At 41.9% G+C, this 21,879-nt stretch carries 18 protein-coding genes and 1 tRNA gene; 12 read left to right on the top strand and 7 right to left on the bottom strand.

Annotated elements, in window-relative coordinates; genetic code table 11:
- Nucleotides 1–210 precede the first annotated feature (210 nt).
- Nucleotides 211–2,982 (bottom strand): TonB-dependent receptor domain-containing protein, encoded by a 2,772-nt coding sequence (locus Q3A68_RS05580; RefSeq protein ID WP_302900070.1) that lies wholly within the window; start codon nucleotides 2,980–2,982, stop codon nucleotides 211–213.
- Between the two features lie 262 nt (nucleotides 2,983–3,244).
- Nucleotides 3,245–3,790: a hypothetical protein gene (locus tag Q3A68_RS05585; RefSeq protein ID WP_302900071.1), complete on the bottom strand. Its 546-nt coding sequence runs from the start codon at nucleotides 3,788–3,790 to the stop codon at nucleotides 3,245–3,247.
- 309 nt (nucleotides 3,791–4,099) lie between these two features.
- Between Q3A68_RS05585 and Q3A68_RS05590 the strand changes: the two genes are divergently transcribed.
- Nucleotides 4,100–4,480 (top strand): hypothetical protein, encoded by a 381-nt coding sequence (locus Q3A68_RS05590; protein WP_302900072.1) that lies wholly within the window; start codon nucleotides 4,100–4,102, stop codon nucleotides 4,478–4,480.
- 65 nt (nucleotides 4,481–4,545) lie between these two features.
- Here Q3A68_RS05590 and Q3A68_RS05595 read toward each other — a convergent pair.
- Nucleotides 4,546–4,636 (bottom strand) — tRNA-Ser (locus tag Q3A68_RS05595).
- A 197-nt stretch (nucleotides 4,637–4,833) separates the two neighbouring features.
- Between Q3A68_RS05595 and Q3A68_RS05600 the strand changes: the two genes are divergently transcribed.
- Together Q3A68_RS05600 and Q3A68_RS05605 are read left to right on the top strand one after the other, a co-directional pair.
- Complete coding sequence (locus Q3A68_RS05600) at nucleotides 4,834–5,442, top strand: dihydrofolate reductase family protein (RefSeq protein ID WP_302900073.1); 609 nt, start codon at nucleotides 4,834–4,836, stop codon at nucleotides 5,440–5,442.
- Nucleotides 5,443–5,471: 29 nt separating this feature from the next.
- Nucleotides 5,472–5,942 carry a VOC family protein gene (locus tag Q3A68_RS05605; RefSeq protein ID WP_302900074.1) on the top strand — a complete coding sequence of 157 codons (471 nt, stop codon included), beginning with the start codon at nucleotides 5,472–5,474 and terminating at the stop codon, nucleotides 5,940–5,942.
- A 259-nt stretch (nucleotides 5,943–6,201) separates the two neighbouring features.
- On the opposite strand, the gene Q3A68_RS05610 is transcribed toward Q3A68_RS05605, so the two are convergent.
- Nucleotides 6,202–9,408, bottom strand: a complete 3,207-nt coding sequence (locus tag Q3A68_RS05610) for a chemotaxis protein CheB (RefSeq protein WP_302900075.1) — start codon at nucleotides 9,406–9,408, stop codon at nucleotides 6,202–6,204.
- Between the two features lie 418 nt (nucleotides 9,409–9,826).
- On the opposite strand from Q3A68_RS05610, the gene Q3A68_RS05615 reads away from it, so the two are divergent.
- The 6 genes from Q3A68_RS05615 to Q3A68_RS05640 all read left to right on the top strand — a co-directional run bounded on the left by Q3A68_RS05615 (nucleotide 9,827) and on the right by Q3A68_RS05640 (nucleotide 15,284).
- On the top strand, nucleotides 9,827–10,552 hold the full coding sequence (locus Q3A68_RS05615) for a DUF4386 domain-containing protein (protein ID WP_302900076.1): 726 nt from the start codon (nucleotides 9,827–9,829) through the stop codon (nucleotides 10,550–10,552).
- 377 nt (nucleotides 10,553–10,929) lie between these two features.
- The gene (locus Q3A68_RS05620; protein WP_302900077.1) at nucleotides 10,930–11,901 is read left to right on the top strand and encodes a polyprenyl synthetase family protein; all 972 of its coding nucleotides are present in this window, start codon (nucleotides 10,930–10,932) and stop codon (nucleotides 11,899–11,901) included.
- On the top strand, nucleotides 11,901–12,950 hold the full coding sequence (locus Q3A68_RS05625; RefSeq protein ID WP_302900078.1) for a TerC/Alx family metal homeostasis membrane protein: 1,050 nt from the start codon (nucleotides 11,901–11,903) through the stop codon (nucleotides 12,948–12,950). The genes Q3A68_RS05620 and Q3A68_RS05625 overlap by 1 nt, the downstream gene beginning before the upstream one ends.
- Nucleotides 12,951–12,991: 41 nt before the next feature.
- Nucleotides 12,992–13,471: a group II truncated hemoglobin gene (locus tag Q3A68_RS05630; RefSeq protein ID WP_302900079.1), complete on the top strand. Its 480-nt coding sequence runs from the start codon at nucleotides 12,992–12,994 to the stop codon at nucleotides 13,469–13,471.
- Between the two features lie 141 nt (nucleotides 13,472–13,612).
- On the top strand, nucleotides 13,613–14,404 hold the full coding sequence (gene cdaA, locus Q3A68_RS05635; RefSeq protein WP_302900080.1) for a diadenylate cyclase CdaA: 792 nt from the start codon (nucleotides 13,613–13,615) through the stop codon (nucleotides 14,402–14,404).
- Nucleotides 14,405–14,462: 58 nt separating this feature from the next.
- Nucleotides 14,463–15,284, top strand: coding sequence for a sterol desaturase family protein (locus tag Q3A68_RS05640; protein ID WP_302900081.1), 822 nt, complete (start codon nucleotides 14,463–14,465; stop codon nucleotides 15,282–15,284).
- On the opposite strand, the gene Q3A68_RS05645 is transcribed toward Q3A68_RS05640, so the two are convergent.
- The gene (locus tag Q3A68_RS05645; protein WP_302900082.1) at nucleotides 15,274–15,654 is read right to left on the bottom strand and encodes a hypothetical protein; all 381 of its coding nucleotides are present in this window, start codon (nucleotides 15,652–15,654) and stop codon (nucleotides 15,274–15,276) included. The two genes, Q3A68_RS05640 and Q3A68_RS05645, sit on opposite strands and share 11 nt — an antisense overlap.
- A gap of 207 nt (nucleotides 15,655–15,861) precedes the next feature.
- Between Q3A68_RS05645 and Q3A68_RS05650 the strand changes: the two genes are divergently transcribed.
- From Q3A68_RS05650 to Q3A68_RS05660, 3 genes are read left to right on the top strand one after another with little or no spacing between them, the layout of a single operon-like run.
- Nucleotides 15,862–16,314, top strand: coding sequence for a c-type cytochrome (locus Q3A68_RS05650; protein WP_302900083.1), 453 nt, complete (start codon nucleotides 15,862–15,864; stop codon nucleotides 16,312–16,314).
- 26 nt (nucleotides 16,315–16,340) lie between these two features.
- On the top strand, nucleotides 16,341–17,564 hold the full coding sequence (locus Q3A68_RS05655; protein WP_302900084.1) for a hypothetical protein: 1,224 nt from the start codon (nucleotides 16,341–16,343) through the stop codon (nucleotides 17,562–17,564).
- Between the two features lie 11 nt (nucleotides 17,565–17,575).
- Entirely contained in the window at nucleotides 17,576–17,851 is a 276-nt protein-coding gene (locus Q3A68_RS05660; protein ID WP_302900085.1) for a c-type cytochrome, read from the top strand.
- Nucleotides 17,852–17,915: 64 nt separating this feature from the next.
- Here Q3A68_RS05660 and Q3A68_RS05665 read toward each other — a convergent pair whose 3' ends face one another.
- Nucleotides 17,916–20,429: a M1 family metallopeptidase gene (locus tag Q3A68_RS05665; protein ID WP_302900086.1), complete on the bottom strand. Its 2,514-nt coding sequence runs from the start codon at nucleotides 20,427–20,429 to the stop codon at nucleotides 17,916–17,918.
- Nucleotides 20,430–20,441: 12 nt separating this feature from the next.
- Nucleotides 20,442–21,722 (bottom strand): metal-dependent hydrolase family protein, encoded by a 1,281-nt coding sequence (locus Q3A68_RS05670; protein WP_302900087.1) that lies wholly within the window; start codon nucleotides 21,720–21,722, stop codon nucleotides 20,442–20,444.
- Nucleotides 21,723–21,879 lie beyond the last annotated feature (157 nt).

Below are 21,879 nucleotides of genomic sequence, written 5' to 3' on the forward strand. Positions count from 1 at the left end.
GGTAACGTTCGGTATTGTTGTAAAAAATATGAGTTCTGCCGGAAGGTAGGATACTTCCTGGTCACACCCATTAATTCCATGGATATCAAGAGGTTTTGATCGTGATAAAGTTTCAAAGGATATTCTCTATCATGCGAGAATGGGTCCCCGCAAGGGACTCCGCCGGAATGGGGGCAATGGCACCAAAGTTACACTCCGGGCTCTAAACTATTATTTCAATGTGACATTTACGCCCAATGAAAGTGTTCTGACTCTGGGGTAGTAAGCCTGGCCCCCATAATTATTATCAATATATGCCTGGTTAGTTGAACCATTCAGGTTGCCGCCAAACAATATATTTCCGCCAGATGCATTTTCTGTTTTCACTTCAGGGTCAAGACCTTTATACCCGGTTATTACAAATAAGTTATTCCCCGAAACAAATACACGCAACGCATTAGCAAAACTGACATTCCTGAATGAGTACGCCAAAGTTATATTATCCATACGTAAGAAAGACGCTCCTTCAAGCCACCTATCAGACGCTACTGGAAAATCTTTAACTCCATCTGTCAAAGCCTCCTTAGTTACATTATTTCCTGGCAAGCGGGTAACTGTTTGTAGATCTAGTAATGTATTATTAAAGACTTTTTGTCCATCGACACCTCTTAAAGTAAAGTTCAGGTTCCAGTTGCCATAATCGAAGCTATTGGAGAAACCATAGTTAAATTTCGGAGCCGGATCAATATAGTGTCCAGCAGGGTTTGGATTTTGAGCGATGGTTTGACCATCAAAAGTTTGGTTACCACTAGCATCAACACCTGTATAATGTGGCAGGTAAAATACATAAGGGCTGAAACCTTCTTTCACAAACTCAATTGGGTTAGAGCTTAAACCACGTCCTTGTGCATAGCCTAGCGGAACTTGTGGTGGGTGCAATGTGTAAGTTTGCCCGTTGGCAGTAAATTGAGCGGTCAGATCATTAATTCTTGTTGTTATAAATGTGATTTGACCATTAGCTGTCCAATTTAATTTATGACCTGAAATGATCTTCCCGGACAGGTGCACTTCAAATCCTTTATTCGTCATCGTGCCTGAGTTAATCAGCATATCTGGCGTGATAAACGGTGGCGTGGGTACCGGATAATTAAATAATAGATTTTTCGTCTCGTCGTTGAAGTAGTTCAAATCACCTGATAAACGGCCGTTGAATAATGCAAAATCCAGCCCTACATTACGTCCTTGCTTCTCTCCAGATTCGATAAATGGAAGAACAAATTGACTAGTAGCGGTCGCTGTAATACCGTATCCTCCTTTTAGCTTCATGTCGGATATCCAATCAACATTTGCCAGCAGGTCTTCCTTAAATCTATAGGCTAAGCTAAATGCAGGAAAATACTCATTGGGATTGTTGTTCCCCACGATTATAATCTGGTTTTCTTTGCGCAAAGAAGCTGTTGCATAAAAACGTTCGTCATAACTGTAAGCCGCGCGTGCAATAAATGATTTTAATTTATACTTTTCTTTAGAAGAGTAATTGGAAGATGTGCTTGTATAGCCAATATTGTTAGAATAGTCGTAATATTCATAAGCACCCAGTAAATCCAATACACTCTTTCCGAAAATTTTATGGTACGCAATGTGAATATTCCCTCTGTAAGAATGCGTATTTCCTTCTCCATTTGCCGTCTGGTTTGTATTTCCTTCAAGCGGGAAAGTGGGAATAAATCCGGAAGATTCTATTTTATTCCGATCAAATGAACCTAGTATACCGATCTTTAAGTCCTTAATGATTGAATAATCGGCCGAAGCGTTGATCAGCGTAAGGTATTCTTTATCGCCAAGAACCTCCTGGGTAAAATGTTCAACGGGATTGGCCTCATCAAAATCGGTGTAGGTAAAGTATGACCCATCAGAGTTTTTAACAGGGTATGTTGGAGGAGAATTAGGGATAAAACTAAAGACAGAATAATCTGTAAACTTTCGTGTAGTGGTTATATTGTGTATACCAGCCTTTATATCCAGCTTATTAGCTAATGTTTTCAGCTCAGCATTTAAATGCAATCCCATTTGTTCCTTACCGCTATTCAGAATAATACCCTGTTGATTTTGATAATCTGCCGAGGCGAGGTAGTTAAACGTACTGGTACCCTGAGAAATCGAAACATAGTGCCTTTGTTGATATGCAGTCCGGCTGACTGCCTTTTGCCAGTCAGTATTACCACCCTTGTCGTAGGTAGCTGGATTTAAAGAGGCGATTGCTGCACGGTATTCATTTGGCGTCAGCAGGTCATAATATTTGCTCTGAACACTTGCGCCTAGCAAACCATTATAAGATATTGCAGTACGCCCAGCCACTCCTTTTTTCGTGGTGACAATAATTACGCCGTTTGCGCCACGCACACCATAAATAGCTGTTGCCGAAGCATCTTTTAAAACTTCATAAGAATCAATATCATCCGGCGGAATACTTTGAAATTGAGCCGCGTCGTCTAAGATTACCCCGTCCACTACAAAAAGGGGGGATAAACTGCCCATAAGAACTGACTGACCGCGTAAGTGTACCTCTGCGGTTTGGTTAGGGTCGCCACCAGGTTCAGTTATTGTTAAACCCGAAATTTTACCAGCCAATTGATCTACAGGGTTAAAAATAGCACCCTGGTTAAAGTTTTCGGTTGTTAAAGCAGCCGTTGCACTTGAAACATCCCTTTTACGCTGTAACCCGTAACCAAAACTTATGCCTGCTGCCCTGGTGGGCCAGGCGCTCGAAGACTCAAGCGAAACGCTTAGTGGTGAACCGGTGATTGCTATTTCTTTTTGAATGTAATCAATATTGCCGATTACAAGGGTGGTTACCGAAGACGGCACCGATAATTTAAAGGCCCCGTTATTGTCGGTAACAGTATTTGCCGATGTGCCTTTGGCTAAGACGCAAACGCCCCGAAGTGGTGTGCCGTCATGTGAGTCTGCTACTCTACCTGTAACAATTACATTTTGTGCCATGGCCGGCATAACGAATAAACATAAGGTGATCAGACAGCTTAGTTTGAGGAGATTTTTGAAATGCATAACTGTGAAAAAAGGTTAATTGGTAGGATAAAGAAACAAATTTTAATTTGATTCTCATAACGGCCGATGAAAGGCGGTTTGTTGCATCTATAAGGCCATCTTAAGATAGTTACATAATCCAAATATATCCAGACACCATTAACAAGTCCGACATGGATTGTCTTTAGACATCAGCGGGAAAAGCAGAAGACCAGGTTCACTTGCAATCGTCAGTCCGGAAATTGTCAAGATAAGCGGTCAGCTGGCCCTGGGAGTTGATAGTTACATGAACATCTATCTTTACCATCAAATTGTTTTTGCCGCCAGCCGTCGTCAACAGGATCGATTGGGTTTCTTTTGTTACAAATTTTCCGTCGGTAGATGAAACGTTGAAGGATTGTTTATAAGTAACCGAGCCTGTATAAGTTGTACCTGTCGCCATGCCAACGAGCTTAAAAGCTTGCGCATTTACATGCTCTATTGCTGTCAAATTATTGCCGTTGATCACGCCATGCAGGTCGAGATGATAAATTCCGCTTACTGCCTGCAGTGGCTCGCCGCTACAGCTGGTAGCCTGTATGCCCAGCGTAGAAACATCAAAGTCCTGTTGGACGTTATAAGGCGCAGCCGTATTAAAAGAGGCTAAACTCCTCGATGTTAATACAGGAGTCGGTTTTTCTGATACCGGGTTGACAGCTGATTTCTGACAAGATATAAGGAAAAGGAAAGCAATTATACAGTAGGTGATAATGGTCGTTTTCATAAATAAAAATTTTATAAAAGTTATAAATAAAATGGATAAAACAAAGCCCTTTTATACAGAAGGTTATGCTTTCCAAAAATCTGTTAACTAATTAGAAAAGGTCCTGCGCAGAAGGCCTGTAATACGGAAGAGAATGTGCTGCAATAACACAATGCACGCCATTTTTGTTTGGGAAAAATATTTCATTTCTCCGGCAGGCGTCTTTCAACAGTAAATAAAATAGCCCGTTTGAATTCTTTTATTATCGTAATAACACCTGCGATTTTGTATATTTATAAAGCTGATCTCTTATCACACAGCTTATAACATATGAACCTTACAGAACTTTTTTCAGATTGGATAAAAAAGGTTGAAAAAGAAAACCCTCCCGCTCAGGATATTGTCGCCATTAATTTCGGTATGCTCCAGTCGGGTAAAAATTATATGGTTTATATAACCGGCGCTGAAATTTATGATGCGGATGACGATGACTGGGCCGGCGAAATAGATTATCAACCCATCAGGGCAAACAAATACCTGACCCTCCCGCCTGACGCAACCACTGGATTAAAACGTGCGAAAGTGCTGGAGCTGGTAATTGACACACTCAAGCAATTAGCCAAAGACGAGCCGGGGCGCTTACTTTTTGCCGGCCGCGTGGTAACTGCCAATTTTGATGACGGCGATCTGACTGTTATAAAAACAGCGTAATAGTTTACGGTTCTATTTATCTGTTGAAACAAAAATACCCCGCGACAGCGAGGCATTGACTTTTTTGGCGGAGAGAGAGGGATTCGAACCCTCGATACCCTTTTGAGGTATACACACTTTCCAGGCGTGCTCTTTCGACCACTCAGACATCTCTCCGGGAAATGGATTGCAAAGGTAAATAATTGATTGAATATCGAATCATCAATTCTGAATTAGCACATCGAACTCATCTGTACCCTATCAATTCTGTCGCATTCAGCCCTTCGTTTTGCCGTATTCACAATACCCAACGGTATCAAATTGTTCACGAGATTTGTATTATAACAAAAACCAATTAAGGAGGACAAATCATCATGAGAAAAATAATTGTTCTATCATTCATTACACTAGACGGAGTAATGCAGGCACCGGGCGGACCGGAAGAGGACCCTTCGGAGGATTTCAAATATGGTGGCTGGAGTGCCCCTTTTGATGACGAAGCTGCCGGTAAGGTGATGCAAAAGCAAATGGAACCAGCCGATCTTCTGCTGGGCAGGAAAACATTTGAGATCTTTGCCAATTACTGGCCCGAGCATGCAGACTATTGGCCGGGTGTTATCGATGTCGCCAAATATGCCTTGTCCAATACGTTAACAGATTCTGACCCGATAGTTACCAGGTGGAAAAACTCCGTTATTATCAAAAGCGTGGAAGAAATCAAAAAGCTCAAAAACTCCGAAGGCCCTGATCTTAAAATTTGGGGTAGCAGCAAGCTTGTTCAACTGTTACTGAAGCATGACCTGGTGGACGAGTTTTGGCTTAACATTCATCCGGTGATTCTGGGCAAAGGCAAAAAACTATTCGGCGATGACGCGATGCCAAGATCATTTACATTAGTGGAAAGTACTACTACGCCAAAAGGAGTTATTTTGGCCAATTACAAACGGGCCGGAGAAGTCGAGACAGGTGTTATGGGAGCTTAAAACTTGGTTGCACACAAATTGAAGAACTTATGAAAGCAAAAATCACTCCTTTCCTGCTGTTCAATACTGAAGCTGAAGCAGCAGCCCGTTTTTATGCATCCGTATTTAACGGAAAGCTATTGCATGTACAACGTTACCCGGAGAACAGTCCGATGCCAGGTGCTGTGCTGACAGCCACCTTTGAAATTCTAGGGATGACGATGACCGCCTTAAACTGGGGTCAGGAAGCCAAATATACTGAATCTATCTCCTTTGCGATTGAACCGGAAACCCAGGAGGAGGTCGACCATTTTTGGAACTCCCTGACTGCCGGTGGTGAGGAAGGTCCATGCGGTTGGCTGAAAGATAAATACGGCGTATCATGGCAGGTGGCACCCGAAGTATTGATACGGTATATTAATGATCCTGATCCTAAAAAATCGTCGGCAGTGATGCAGACTATGATGAAAATGAAAAAGATCATTATTAAGGATATCGAGGCAGCTTATCAGCAGGCGTAGAAAAAATTGCAAGATGTGCTGCCGAGACAGAACTTTTTCCAGGGCGGGACAACGAGTCAGGGTGTTACATGTAACAGGTAACACCCATAATAGTTAACAAAATTAACCTTTAATAAACTACACTACTCGATAATGATCATGCACATAAGCGGTTGTACCACCGCCGTACATTCGTACAAAAGTTATCGCTTTATACTGTCGGTGGGTTAACCGAGCGTTCTTCGAGAGGCCTGCACAAACACGTATAAATTAACTCATATTAATTTAAAAATTCAGAAACAACAGGATGTTCCGCTTCAATTTTCAGATAGACCTTAAATGTAGTTCCTTTACCCAACTCGCTCTCTACAACAATATTTCCACCGGCCGCATTCACTATTTTTTTTGCCAGGTACAAACCTATACCATGCCCTTCAACGTCCTGGTGTAACCTGCCATACATGTTAAAAATAAGGTCTATGCCCTCTTCAGGTATGCCCTTTCCGTTATCCTGAACTGATAAGACTACATTTTCCCCTTCTTTGCGGGTATGAATAATAATGACAGGACTTTCATCCCGTTTAAATTTTATTGCATTTGAGATCAGGTTATATACAATACTCCTGAGATTCTTTTTTGAAAAGAGTACCTGTTTTACTTCAAGTTTCCTTTTAATAATTGCACCTGAATCCTGAATCTTATTTTCCAGGCTCCATTCTACATTGTTAATGATCTCATCTATTGCAACCATTTCCATTGTAACCATATCATTTTCTATTTTGGCTATTGTTGAAATGTCGGTAATAAGTACACGAAATTTTTTTATTGAAGAGTTGATAATATTCAGAAAATCATTCAATTTTTCCTGCGACAATGCTATCTTGTTCATTATATCAATACTCGTCTCAATATTAGCGAGCGGTGCTAACAGGTCGTGTGATGCTGCATGAACAAAATGGTCAAGGTCTGCATTGATACGCTGCAGCGTTTTATTCTTTTTTTCGATCTCGAACTGTGATCTTTTCAATTCGGTAATATCATTAAAAGTGATGATTGCGCCATTGTTTTGGTTATCTATCTGCTGAACGTAGGGCATGATCATCATCTGGTACCATTTCCCGTTGTTTGTTTCGATTTCTCTGCTGATAACGCCCCCCTCCAGGAGCACCCGTTTGGCATCCTCGGTGATGGTTTCAAATTTGATATTGGTGGAGATGTTACTGAGTGGCCTGCCGATATCGGTTTCCAAAAGGTTTATCTGGTTGACGGCAGCGGGCGAAAACTTCATTAATTTCAAATCGTTATCAATAAAAAGCTGCCCGTTAACATTGCTTCTGAAATAATTATTCAGGTCATCATTGATTTCCAGTAGCTCTTTGTTTTTCAACTGGTAGTCAGCATTAATGGTATGCAACTCTTCGTTTACAGATTGCATTTCCTCGTTGGTACTTTGCATTTCTTCATTGGCCGAGATCAGCTCCTCATTAAACGATTGCATATTTTCATTGGAAGCATCAAGTCTTTCATAAGAGGAATGAAGCTTCTCCTTTAATTCTCTTATATCATCTTCCAGGTTTTTTGTATACTGGTTCAGATATACACTTTCATCGAATATGATATCCTGGGATACGGGGGTAATAGTATTGTCCTGACTAAAAGTCACCATCAATAGATTTTGTTCCCCCTTAACTTTCAATGGGCTAACCGATAAATTAACTTTGACAATATCTTGCCCCCACTTGACTTTTACACCGCGCACTATAACTTTTTGATTGTTTTTCAAAGCACTCTTACTTAGCGTATTTAATGCTATGGCAAGCGGCTTGGGTAATAGCTCAGCAAGATCTGAGGTAAAGTGTTTTTGGAGTAAATACTTTGTAGTATCTCCGTAAGATTTTATAACCCGGTTATTTTCATTAATGCAAACAATCAGATAATCCATTTCATTGGCCAAACTTAAACTCATCGCTTCGGCCAAAGCAGAACTGGCGCTTTTGGAGGTATCGTCTGCAGCAAACCGTGAAGTAGTATGTTTTATATCCAATAGGTCTGGCAATGAGAATGCATCAAAGTTTACCCCCCGTTTGGTCTCAAGGTTTTTATAGATCTTCCATTTTTTATTGACCACTTCCAGGCTCTTAATGATGGGCATGGGGTTTTCACTGGATCCTAAAAACAAATACCCATCCTTTTTAAGCCCGAAGAGCAGCATGCTAAATATTTTCTTTTGCAGAACAGATGTCATGTAAATCAACAGGTTACGACAGCTGATAAAATGCATATTGCAGTAGGGCGGGTTCTTAACAAGGTCGTGCTGCGCAAAAATGACCATCTTGCGGATAACAGCGTTAACACGGTAACCATCATTCTCTTTTAAAAAATATTTCTCTAACCTTTCAGGAGAAACATCTTTTGTGATCCGTTCATTATAAAAGCCCTTACCCGCATGAGCTAAAGCAGCATTGTCAATATCAGTAGCGAAAATTTTAACTACAGTATCTTCAAAGTCACCCGTCAGTTGTTCAGCTATCAGTATAGCCATTGAATAAACTTCTTCTCCTGTTGCGCAACCGGCCACCCATAACTTTAGTTCCTCACCCGGGGCTAGGCTTTTAAAAATTTCGGGCAATACCCGGTACCGTATAAATTCAAAAGCTTCATTGTCCCTGAAAAAAGAAGTCACACTAATAAGGAATTCCTTTGCAAGGGCATCAACCTCTTCCGGGGTCACTCTGAGAAAGTTTAAATAATTGGTTAACGAAGTGAAGTTTCCATAGGACGCCCTTCTTTTGGTTCTTCTTAATATGGTAGTTTGTTTATAATCTGAAAAATCGAGGGGCGAGTTTTCTTTGATCAGATCAATGATCATCGTAAGGTTCTTTTCGTCATTCTGGTCATCAGTTACCAACGCACCCTCGTTTTTTACATAATCTTCAATGGTGCCAGGCATCAATGCGGGTTCTAAAATAAAGTCCACAAGGCCTGTAGCAACAGCGCTTAAAGGCATACCCGGAAATGCTGTTGTTGCGGGATCCCTTACGATCACCATACCACCGGCTTTTTTGATGGCCCTGATCCCTTCAGTACCGTCGCTGCCTAAACCGGAAAGGATGATCCCAATTGCCTTCCTCCCATAGTCTGCCGCAAGTGAATTAAAAAATGTGTTGATCGTTAAATGAGGCGCTTTGACATTTTCCTTATCAGCTAAATACAGGGTACCGTCAGCTATGCTCATGAATTTATCGTGGGGGATAAGGTACACCTCATTGCATTTAACAACCATCTCATTTTCAGCTTCTTTAACCGTAAGCTTACTATGTCTGGCCAGCAACTCAACCATCCGGCTTTTAAAATCAGAGGATAAGTGCTGAATGATAATGTAAGAAACACCGTCTAATGGTGTATGGTCAAAAAACGAATTGATCTCTTCCATTCCGCCAGCAGATGCGCCAATGGCAATAATATGATGGGGTTCTATTGTAAGCATGATATAGAATAAAGATCTGAGGTAGGATGTAAATTCTTTAGAAAAAGAATAGCGTTAAAAGGAAAGTATAAACAGAATGATTAAATATACTAACAAATTTCTTATAATCAGTAAATTATTATTTTACGGCATTATAGTAACTAGTAAAGTTTATTTGAGAAGGTTTTGTTTTGATTTTCTTCGCTATCTGGCACCAGCCTGTTCAAGCGTGCTCAATGTTAATCAAAACAGGTCGATTGTGTCTAGCCGTTGAACGGTTGATTATGTTGAATGAATGAGTATCAAATAGTCTGTTCAACTACCTAACCACTTAACTATTCTCTATTCTCTGTTAACCGTGTAACTAATGGATGTAAAGTCGGTCTAACTGATTGATAGCCGGCCGCTTGCAAAATTAAACCTGGTTATGATTGAAACCATGGAAAATCAGATCTATTCAGTGTCTCTATCCAAAGCTGCAAGACTTGCAGGTCTGCTGTTCCTGGTTGCCATGGCAACAGGGCTTTTCGCTGAATTTTATGTGCACTTTCCATCGGGCCTTATCGTAAGAGGTGAGGCAGCAAAAACAGCAAGCAATATTTTGGCTAATGAGCGGCTGTATCGTATCGGCATAGCCAATAATATTATCACGTTTGCTATCGATGTAGTATTGATTTGGGCGCTCTATGTATTGTTGCGGACAGTAAATCGTAGTCTGGCCTTGCTTGCGGTGTTCTTCCGGCTGGTAGAAACGACGATGGCTTGTGTGGCCATTGTTAATTACTATGTTGCCATGCAGTTTGTTACTGACGCCGATCATCTACAGGTATTCAATCAGGGACAGTTACAGGCCTTGTCGGTTATGCACTATAACTATGCTTTAACCTTTAATGTTGTAGCCATATTTTTAGGGTCGGGATCAACAATCTTTAACTACCTGTTTTTCAAATCAGGATATATTCCGCGGTGGCTGGCCTTGTGGGGTATATTTGCTTCATTGGTATTGCTTCTAAGCCAATTCGCTATCATCATTTATCCCGATGTCGAGAAAACAATCATACCTGCCTGTTTTGGGCCTATAGTTATTGATGAGATCGCGCTCGGCTTTTGGTTACTTTTTAAAGGAGCAAATATCCCTAAAATGGCCGCTGCGTCGAATATTTAAGATCTTCAGGCTCTCGCAGAAAAACCATTACCTCGAACTTTATCATGCTTCATTCGATATTCGGTGTTCAATATTAACACAAAAAAGCGCCCCGGTCACACTCCGGGACGCCACAATCAATCACTACTTATCAAATTTATCCACTCACACGATCATTCGCTGTTTTAATAATAGATTGTATTTCCGTGAATAGGTTTAATTGGTTTGTGAAATAGTTGATTGAGTTTGACAGCCGCAGAAATTTTTCCTGTATAGCTCAATCAATCACTTACTTAACCCAACTTGATCAACTATCCACTTAATCAACTAAAAAATCTTATGTTTGCTGCATATTGCAAAACCCGCAGTAACAGAAATAAACGCTTGTGTAATTGCCCATGTTGAGCATCGACGAGATCAAAAAACCTATTGCCGCCGATATAGATGCTTTTGAGGAAAGGTTTAAGTCCTCGATGCAAAGCTCCGTTCCCCTGCTCGACCGTATTACCCATTACATCGTTAAGCGAAAAGGTAAACAGATCAGGCCGATGTTCGTATTCTTTTCGGCCAGCATTTGCGGCGGTATTACCGATGCCACTCATCGCGGGGCGGCTTTGGTGGAGCTGCTGCATACTGCTACCCTTGTTCACGACGATGTTGTCGATAACTCTTACCAGCGCCGTGGCTTCTTCTCGATCAATGCTCTCTGGAAAAATAAAATTGCTGTTTTAGTGGGCGATTTCCTTTTATCTAAAGGGTTGCTGCTATCGATAGAAAACCATGATTTTAAATTATTGCAGATCGTATCCGAAGCAGTAAAGCAAATGAGCGAGGGCGAGCTTTTACAGGTCGAAAAAGTGCGCCGCATGGATGTGGATGAGCCTATTTATTACGAGGTGATCCGCCAGAAAACAGCTTCCCTTATTGCGTCGTGCTGTGCCTGCGGGGCGGCCTCTGCGGGAGCCGATGAGGCGACGATTGAAAAAATGCGGTTATTTGGCGAGAAGATCGGCATAGCGTTCCAGATCAAAGACGATATGTTCGATTTCGGGACCGACGATGTAGGCAAGCCATTGGGCATCGACATTAAAGAAAAAAAAGTGACGTTGCCGCTGATCTACTCATTAAATAATACCGCTTCATCCGAAAGGAAGCGGATCATCAACCTGGTCAAAAATCACAACGACGATCCGAAGAAGATCGAACAGATCATCCGTTTTGTTAAAGAAACCGGGGGCTTACAATACGCCGAAACACAAATGAAAAAATACCAGGAAGAGGCATTTGAAATATTAAATACATTCCCGAAGAGCGACTCGCGGGAGAGTTTGGAACAATTAGTGCGGTTTACCACCGAAAGGAATAAATAATGCCGAGCGAACTGATATTTATAGGTGGCTTCATCCTATTCATTTTCCTGATGATGTCCATCGACCTGGGATTGTTTGGAAAAAGCGACAAGCCCGTAAGTCTGAAACAAGCCGGCATTATGAGTGGCGTTTGGGTATCGCTGGCGCTGATCTTTTATGTGCTGATCGCCCGTTACGGTGACTTGCTGCATCATATCGACAACTTTGCAGCACTGCAGAATATCAATATCAAAAATTTTCACAATCTTAAACTGAACCCGAATGATTTCCAGGAGAGTTTGAGTTTATACCGGAAGAACCTGTCGCTTGAGTTTATCACAGGTTACGTGGTGGAATATGCACTGTCGGTGGATAACATCTTTGTGATGGTGCTCATCTTTACTGCGTTCTCCGTCAACCCGAAGTATTATCATAAGGTATTGCTATGGGGTATTATCGGTGCTATTGTAATGCGGTTCCTGTTCATTTTTGTGGGTGCAACCCTGATCAGCCAGTTTCACTGGATATTATACCTGTTCGGTGCATTCCTGGTGTATACAGGGGTAATGATGTTCATCAACCGTAATCAGGAAGATGAAATTGACCCGGAGAATCATAGGGTGGTAAAATTCGCATCCAAATACTTTGCCGTTCATCCCAAATTTGAAGGCGGAAAATTCTTTATAAGGATCGACCGCAAAAAGCTGATCACCCCGCTGTTCCTGGTGCTGATGATTATTGAGGTGACAGACCTGATCTTTGCGGTCGATTCTATCCCTGCCATATTTTCCATTACCAAAGACCCGTATATCGTATTTTTCTCGAACATTTTTGCCATCATGGGCTTACGGTCGATGTTTTTCCTGCTGGTGAACATTATCGAGAAGTTCCATTATCTGAAAGTTGGCTTATCCATATTACTTTCATTCATCGGTCTGAAAATGCTGGCTGCCAATTATGCAGACGAGATTGGTTTAACAACTGGTAATTCGCTGCTTATTATCCTCGGCATACTGACAATAAGTATCGTGGCTTCGCTTATATTCCCTAAAAAAGAAGCGGCACACTAATTGACCGGTCCTGATCGTATTTATCTTACCACGATCATCTTATGGAAAACAACGGCAAACCCGTACCGACGCTTTATGAATGGGCTGGCGGCATGTCTGCATTCGAAGCTCTTTTTCAAAAATTCTACGATAAGGTTTTAACTGATGAGCTTTTGCTCCCGATTTTTAATCATATGTCGCCCGAACACCGCCTGCTTGTAGCGCATTTTGTTGCTGAAGTATTTGGCGGACCAAACCTTTACAGTGAATCAGAAGGCAGTCATTTTAAGATGATCCAAAAACATTTGTCGAAGCACCTCACTAACGAACAACGCAAACGTTGGATCGATCTCCTGCTTCAGACTGCCGATGAATTAAAGCTACCAGATGATCCTGAATTCCGTTCTGCATTTATGGCTTACCTCGAGTGGGGTACCCGCATAGCCGTAATTAATTCTAATGCTGACGAAATTACCGAAAGCCCTGATGTACCTATGCCCGTTTGGGGTTGGGGCGTTCCCGGAGGGCCATATTCAGGATAGATTTGAAAAGTGAAATATGCGATGCGAAGCAGGTGAATATTTCGCTATTTAAAGTCATTTGATTCTACCACTTTGAACATTTATCTCAAATCTCATATCTCACTTCTCACATCTAATAAGGGAAAATACTAACTTAGCCATATGCATTTATTTGATCTGAGCCATCTGAAGGTAACCTTTTTTGATATACTGGATATTTTGCTGGTGGCTTTTATCATTTATCAGCTCTACAGCCTGATCAGGGGTACTATAGCAGCAAATATTTTTATCGGGCTCGCACTTATCTATGTGCTGTTCTTCGTGGTGCGGGCCTTGCATATGAGTTTGCTTACAGCCATACTGCAAAACTTTGTCAATGTCGGTATTATAGCAGTCATTGTCGTCTTTCAGCAGGAGATACGGCGATTTCTGCTGCTGGTAGGCAAAAACGCCTCCTTGCAGCGAAACAAAGCCTGGTGGGCCTATTTCTTTGGCAAACGTGAAGACGAAAAGAACAACTACGCCCGTATTAAACCAATCGTAGACGCCTGCAAAAGCATGAAGCAAAGCCGCACTGGCGCGCTTATTGTATTCGCCAAATTCTATGACGAACAGTTCTATCAGAACAGCTGCGAGGTGCTTGACTCAAAAATTTCCAAACGCTTACTGGAGAGTATATTTCAAAAAAGCAGCCCCCTGCATGACGGTGCCGTGGTGATATCGGAGAATAAGATCAAAGCCGCCAGCTGTATCCTTCCCTTGACCGACAAAACCGACCTGCCTTTACAATTTGGCTTGCGTCACCGGGCAGGTATCGGGGTAACTGAAACCAACGAGGCAACAGCAATCATCGTATCCGAAGAGACCGGCGAAATATCTTATGCCAAACAGGGTCGGGTAAAAATGAACATCAGCTTTGCTGAACTGGAAAAATTGCTAAACAAGGATTTTTGATCAATAAATTAATTATCAACATATTAAAATGTTTTAAGGGTTTGATCGTCATACCAATATGATCGCCGAAATAACATTGGCCAAAGCAGGTGAAATAGCACGTGTGCTGTTCAGTATAGTAGTGCGGTATTTTTTGCTCGCCGGTGTATTTTACTTCATCTTTTATATCTGGAAGAACCACAAATTCTGGTACGCCAAAATTCAGCAGCGGTATCCTGAAAATAAACATATTCTAAGAGAGATCGGCTATTCCATGCTGAGTGTATTGATCTTCGGGGTAATCATTATTCTTACCATCGTTGCAGGACAAAAGGGTTATACAAGGGTTTATAAGGACATCGGACTGTACGGCTATTTCTATTTCTTTTTTAGCATTATTGTGATGATCTTTCTGCACGATACCTATTTCTACTGGACGCACCGTTTAATGCACTGGAAGCCCTTGTTCAGAATAGCGCACAAAACACACCATCTTTCCATCAACCCCACTCCTTTTGCGGCTTATGCTTTTCACCCGATAGAGGCCGTTATCGAAGTCGGGATTATTCCGCTTATTGCGTTGGTGATGCCATATCATCCTATTGCGCTGATGATATTTACCATATATTCTCTTTTGCTAAACGTAATTGGGCATCTTGGTTTTGAGATCTTCCCGAAAGGATTTGCCAGTCATCGGCTGTTTAAGTGGCACAATACTTCTACCCACCATAACATGCATCACAGACTGACCAGATGCAATTATGGGCTTTACTTTAATATCTGGGACAGGCTGATGAAAACCAATCACCCTGAATATGAAAAGTCGTTTGATGAGGTGATTGAAAAACGGGAGCAAGGTAAATTATTCCATGATACTGCGTTAGAAAAGATCAAGGGGTAACCGGTTTCGGCAAACCCAACGGCGCTACCTTCGTCACCGGCATCTTTTCCATATTACCGCTTGGTTTTGCAATCGGCATATGGTCGATATTGCCGTTCATTTTTGCTATCGGCATACGGTCAATATTCACAGACGGATTTTGCAAGGATAGATTTTCCGACAATTTATTTGGTGATAACGCCAATAATTGCTTGTTAGGTATAGTCGAAAAATTCTTAAACAGTGTACTATCGTCCGGCTTAAACTGAAGCAGGTTCTGATCCTTAGGTGTCTTAAACAAATTTTGATCAAAAGGTTTTGTGGCAGACTGCTGCGCCTTTAATTGGGTGGCGCCTGCAATAACAATCAGTATTAACAATAATTTTTTCATGGCTGGCTTATGTCCTTCTAATATAAATAAACGAACTGTTAAATAGTGTTATTTTTTGAAACGTAACTGTTAAAGTCTCCATTCAGCCTTCACCCCACCCGTAATTAATTGAAAATGTGATGAATATCACATTTGGCCGATACCACAATCACTTATCCTGGGCTTAATTAGCCATAGCTTTATACTACAAATTAAACCATGAATAAGATGAAAAGTGTAATAAACCCCGGTTGCTCTTTCCCTAAATGGAATAGGACCATCATTTTAACCGCTGTATTCGTGATAATATTCAATGCGGTTTTTACAAAGACATTTGCCCAACAAAAACCATGGGCCACCCCAAAAGAAGCACAGATAATAAAAAACCCTCTTGCAGGCAATGCCGCTGCTTTGGCCGAAGGTAAAAAATTGTATGTAACCAATTGTGCCCCATGCCATGGCGATAAAGGCCGTGGTGATGGGCCGGCAGCACAGGCTCTAAATCCAAAACCGGCAGATCATTCTTCTGCAGCTATTCAAAACGAAACAGACGGTGCGTTATTCTGGAAGCTTTCAGAAGGGAGAAACCCAATGCCTGCTTATGGAAAAATACTGACAGAACAACAAAGGTGGGAGTTGATCAACTATATCCGCACGCTTTCAAAAACATCTAAAAAATAGTATCACTTGATTTAAAACTTAATCTTATGACAATCACAAATAAAATTTTAAAGGTACTGGTACTCGCATTGGTAGTGCCGTTAACTATAAATGTTGCATGGGCGCAGAAAACTACGGTTGACTCCGCCCTGCTGGACAGGATAAGCGCCCTAGAGCAACAAGTGGCAGATCAAAAACCTGGCGAAAGTCATTTTATGGTGGCTGGTTTAGCCACATTTGGCTTTGTTAAAAGCAAAACAACTTTTCTGTCCCCAGGCGGGCCGGGCGTTTCTGTAAAGACTAATAGTTTTGGCGATGCCGATCATTATGAGTTGAGTCCGATGCTGATCTGGAGGCATAGCAACAATTTCCTGGTTGAATTTGAGCCATCTTTTGATGGGAGCTCTATAGGCGTAAACTGGGCAAATATATCTTACTTCGCCGCTCCGGGGCTGATTATCCATGCAGGTTATTTTGTAGTGCCGTTTGGTATTTATAACAAGAAGCTTGCAGCAGGGTGGATAGACAAACTCGCCGGCGACCCTAACGGACTTGACATGCCAGGAACCGATTTTGGCATAGGGCTTAGCGGGGGCTTTCCATTAGGCGACATGAAATGGGGTTATGACGTGAGTCTCACTAATGGACTGCAACTTTTACCCGACGGGGAATTACAAAACGCCGGAATTGTAGACAACAATAAAGGAAAAATGGTAAGCGGCAGGTTCTCACTGCTTCCACTCTCAAACTCTTGCCTTGAAATCGGCGTATCCGGGCTATATAGCAGCGCTGGTGATGTCGGATCTAACTTCACCACCGCCAATGTTAAAATGTATGGTGCCGATATCAACTTTGTAAAAACTTTCAATCCATTTTTGATCAATATTAAAGGCCAGTATAACCGCATTGTGGTTAACAAACAGAATTATGTCAGTCAGGCTGATACCACATTAACTTATTCATTCGATAATAAAACATCAGCCTCATTTGCGCAATTTTCAATAAGGCCGGTTGGTGTCGACAACAAAATTCTTAAGAATTTTGAACTGGCATACCGGTACTCAAATTATACAACTCCCAACAGTTCCACCTGGGGACAGAATTCTTATGAACACGATTTCGGGCTTGATTACTGGATCACCTGGAGAACTGTTCTGAAATTCACCTATGCACACTCTCATGCTTTGAGCACCGCAAACATTCCAGCAGGAGGTGTAGGCGGCACTACCAATGTAAACAGTATTTATTTGCAATTTTCAATTGAATTTTAAAAAAGATAGCCATGAAAAAGATCAAAATACATAACAAAACCTGGGCTATCATAGCCATATTCAGCACATTTATTGCAATTGTAATAACTGGTTGTGTTGAAAGTCAGAAAGTTGCCTCTAAAGGTGGAGCGCAACTTTGGGCCGAGAACTGTCAACGTTGTCATAACACACCTTCTCCGGCATCATTCTCTCATGAACAATGGGTGACCATCGGCTTGCATATGCAGACAAGGGCTCAGCTTACCGCTAAGGAAAGAGATAAAATCATTGCATTTTTGTCCCAATGAAAAAATGATAGTCAAAAAATAAGAAAGGCTGCCAGGCAGCCTTTCTTATATCAAATTGTTGGATTTACTCTTTCCCTTTTGCGTCATTAACCGCTTTCGCAGCCTCTTCAGCTGCTTTTGCAGAAGCATCATCCTTCAGTTTGGTACGTTGATCCTTGATGTTATTCAGCAAACCTGCAATAAATGGAGCTACACCATTATATATCTTGTATTTAATCCCCATTTCTTTTATGGCGGTTATCCCTTGTTGCGCATCAGCCGGGCTGTCAACACTTCCCGTCATCTGTGCAAATTTTCGTACAAGCATAAACTTGCCATTTATATCGCCATCAGTAAATTGCTTATAAACAAAAGGCCATTGAGCTGATTTACCGCTTTCAGCATAAACACCTACGATAGCCTGGGTTAAGGCGCCACGGTTATCTTTCTCGAAGCTCTTAGCCAGCTCTAACGCCTGCGCCGGATCGAGCTGATCAATACCATTTAAAGCAGCTCCTTGTACAGCATACGATTCGCTTTTTAGTCCCTGTTTAAACATGGCCATGTTATCCTTTAATTTCAGTTTAGCCAGTACATTCATAGCTGCTGCGCGAACCAGTGTATTTTCATCGCTTTGTGCTAATGACGTCAATACCGGCAAAGCAGTATTATGAATATCATCGTTCTTCATATTCAAAGCGCGAATGGCTTTTATACGCAAACCATAATATTTATCCTTCAAAGCCGCAATGATGATCTTCTGGGCATCTTTTTCTGTCTGTTTGTTTTGGGCAGCCTCAATAGCCTCGTAACGGTCAAGGTATAAAGGGGCATTGAAATACTGGAAGGCATATTCGCCCAAAGTTTTATTATCGGTTTTCAAGGCCAGCAATATCTTGTCACCGTCCACATTTACCAGTTCGGGTTTTACGTCTGAGTGGAAAGTCAGTGTATCCATTTTGTCGTTCATCCAAACCTTGTGACGCGCTTTTTTACCGCCTGCATAAATATCTACAGCAAACGGCAGTTTGAAAGTCTGTCCGTCCTGTTTTTGTGCAAGGTAAACGGTCTCAGTTTTTGTGGCATCATCCCATTTATAACTGATATCTAATACCGGGTGACCCGCACCATAATACCATTGATTAAAATACCAGTTCAGGTCGCGGCCGCTTGCTTCTTCCAAAGCCAGGCGTAGTTGCTGTGCTTCACCATTTTTAAAGGCGTTTGTTTTCAGATAGATGCCAAGCCCTTTAAAGAAAGCCGCATCACCCAGGTAATTGCGGAGCATATTTAAAATACGACCACCTTTTTGATAAGTCACCACATCAAATACATCTTCCTTGTCATCGTAATGGAAACGTACCAGGTTTTTAGCAGAAGCCTCCGGATTTTCCAGGTAGTTTTGCATTGCCTCATAATTGTGCTCATCTGCTGCATCCTTACCATATTTATGTTCGGCCCAAATGGTTTCGCTAAAATCAGCGAAAGATTCGTTCACGGTCAGGTTGCTCCAGCTTTCGCAGGTTACATAATCGCCAAACCACTGGTGGAACAATTCGTGAGCGATGGTGCTGCGTCCTGCATCATAATAACGGTCGATCAGCTCACGATGTGTACCCTGAACATATTCACCATGCAAGGTAGCCGTAGTATTCTCCATTGCACCGCTCACATAATCGCGTACTACTATTTGTGAGTATTTGTTCCATGGATAGTCTACCCCTAAAGTCTTAGAGTAAAACTCAATCAATTCAGGTGTCATGCCGAAAATCTCTTTAGCATATGGCGCATACTTTGGCTCCAGGTAATAGTTTACCTCTTTGTTGCGCCATTTATCGTGATAAATCTTAAAATCGCCAACAGCCATCATAAACAGGTATGGTGAGTGCGGCAGTTCCATTTTCCATGTGTCGGTGCGGGTACCGTCACCATTATTTTTTTGTGAAGCCAGACGACCATTCGACAGTGTGACGTATTTGGCAGGGACCGTCATACTGATCTCGTCCGTAGTCTTCTGTTCAGACTTGTCTATTGTCGGAAACCAGGCTGATGAACTTTCGGTTTCTCCCTGTGTCCATATCTGCGTTGGCTTATCTTTTTCAGTACCATCCGGATTGATGAAGTACAAGCCTTTTGCGTCATTAATAGCAGCGCTGCCTTTTGCCTTTAGTTGGTTTGGTTTTGATGTATAATCAATATAAATGGTATATGATTCGTTGTTGTGATACACCTTGTCCAGATTGATGGCAAGACTCAGGCTGTCGTCATATTTATATTTCAGCGGGATATTTTTACCATTTTTAACGATAGAGATATTTTTGATGTCCATTCCCTTAGCATCCAGTCTCAAAGTATCGGTTGGATAGAAATGCGGGTGGAGCGTTACCCATTCTTTGCCATACATATAGCGTTTTTTATAATCGAACCGCACATCCAGCTTGGTGTGTATCAGGTCGTTTATTTTTGGCGGGGTTTCCCGGTAGATTTTCATCGCCGGGTCATCGGCTTTTGCAGTAGCTTGCTGCGCAAAGGAGTTGTTCAGGCTTGCAGCCAAAACTCCGGAAAGAGCTATAGCAGAAAGCGTCTTCAGATTCATCATATTCAGTTTTAATTATTGATTTGTATAAATTTTACCTTCTTTCATCACGAAGGCCATATTTTTCATTGTTTTAATATCGGCCAGCGGATCACCGTCAACGGCCACAATATCGGCGAATTTTCCTTTAACTATACTACCTGTTTTATCGCTAATGCCCAGCAGGTCCGCAGCATTTACTGTCGCTGCTTTAATGGCTTCCATCGGTGGCATGCCCACCTCAACCATATATTGAAACTCCATATAGTTTTTACCATGCGGGTAAACACCGGCGTCGGTACCAAAAGCTATTTTTACACCTGCTTTGTAGGATTTGCCGAAGTTATCCTGTATCTGGGTACCCACCTCAACTGCTTTGCGCGCAATTACAGGAGGGAAATATCCCGGAACTTTTGCCGAGTCTGATACCGATTTCCCTGCTATGATCGTTGGCACCAGGTAAGTGCCGTATTTTTTTGCCAGTTCCCTGTCCTGATCATTCATAAAAGTACCATGCTCAATTGAGTTAACCCCGCCTAATATGGCTCGTTTGATACCCTCTGCCCCATGTGCATGGCAAGCAACACGCAAACCGTAATCTTTCGCTGTCTCAACAACAGCTTTTATCTCATCTATGCTGAATTCGGCCCCTGAAGAATTTTCACTCAGATCAAGCACACCGCCGGTTGAGGCTATTTTAATTACATCCGAGCCTCTTTTTATTTGCAAACGGACGGCTTTTATCAATTCCTCCCTCCCATCGGCTACACCGTCATCCGGCCCCATTTTATGGTCAAACACATCATCCCTGAAACCAACCGAGTTATCCATATGGCCACCGCTTGCTGAAATTGACCTGCCGGCAGTAATAATCCGCGGGCCATCAACCAGGCCCTGAGCAACAGCTTTACGCAAACTGATATTTACCCCCGAACCTCCTAAATCGCGAACAGTGGTAAAGCCCGCCATTAAAGTACGTTTAGCGTATACCTGCGCGTGGTATGCTATATCAGCATCGGTAAGCGTAAATGCGTTGAGCATGCTGGTTTTGCTATGCTGTTCCTCTAAATGAACATGGCAATCAATCAGCCCGGGCATTACGGTTTTGTTTTTCAGGTCAATGACTTTATCCCCTGCTCCACCCGTCATGTAGCCTTTTTGAATATCAGTTATCGTTTTCCCATTAACTACGATCGTCATTTCTGATTGTGCCTTGCCAGATATCCCGTCGATTAGTTTGCCACATTGTATATAGGTTTTTTGAGCAAAGGCAGATGAAGCCACAAGCAAAAGAACAAGAAGGGAAAAGTTACGCATGAGTTAACCAGTTAACGTTTATGCTAAATTATAAAGTTTTTATTTAAAAGACCATGACGCCGTTCGGGCAAAATATGTTACAATCACCTTTTTTATACGCGGTAAATTTTGATTAAAAAAGTGGACTGTCCGCTTAAAAACGAACACATCGTTCATA

The sequence above is a fragment of the Mucilaginibacter tolerans genome, from assembly GCF_030519375.1.
In the GTDB taxonomy this organism is placed as follows: domain Bacteria; phylum Bacteroidota; class Bacteroidia; order Sphingobacteriales; family Sphingobacteriaceae; genus Mucilaginibacter.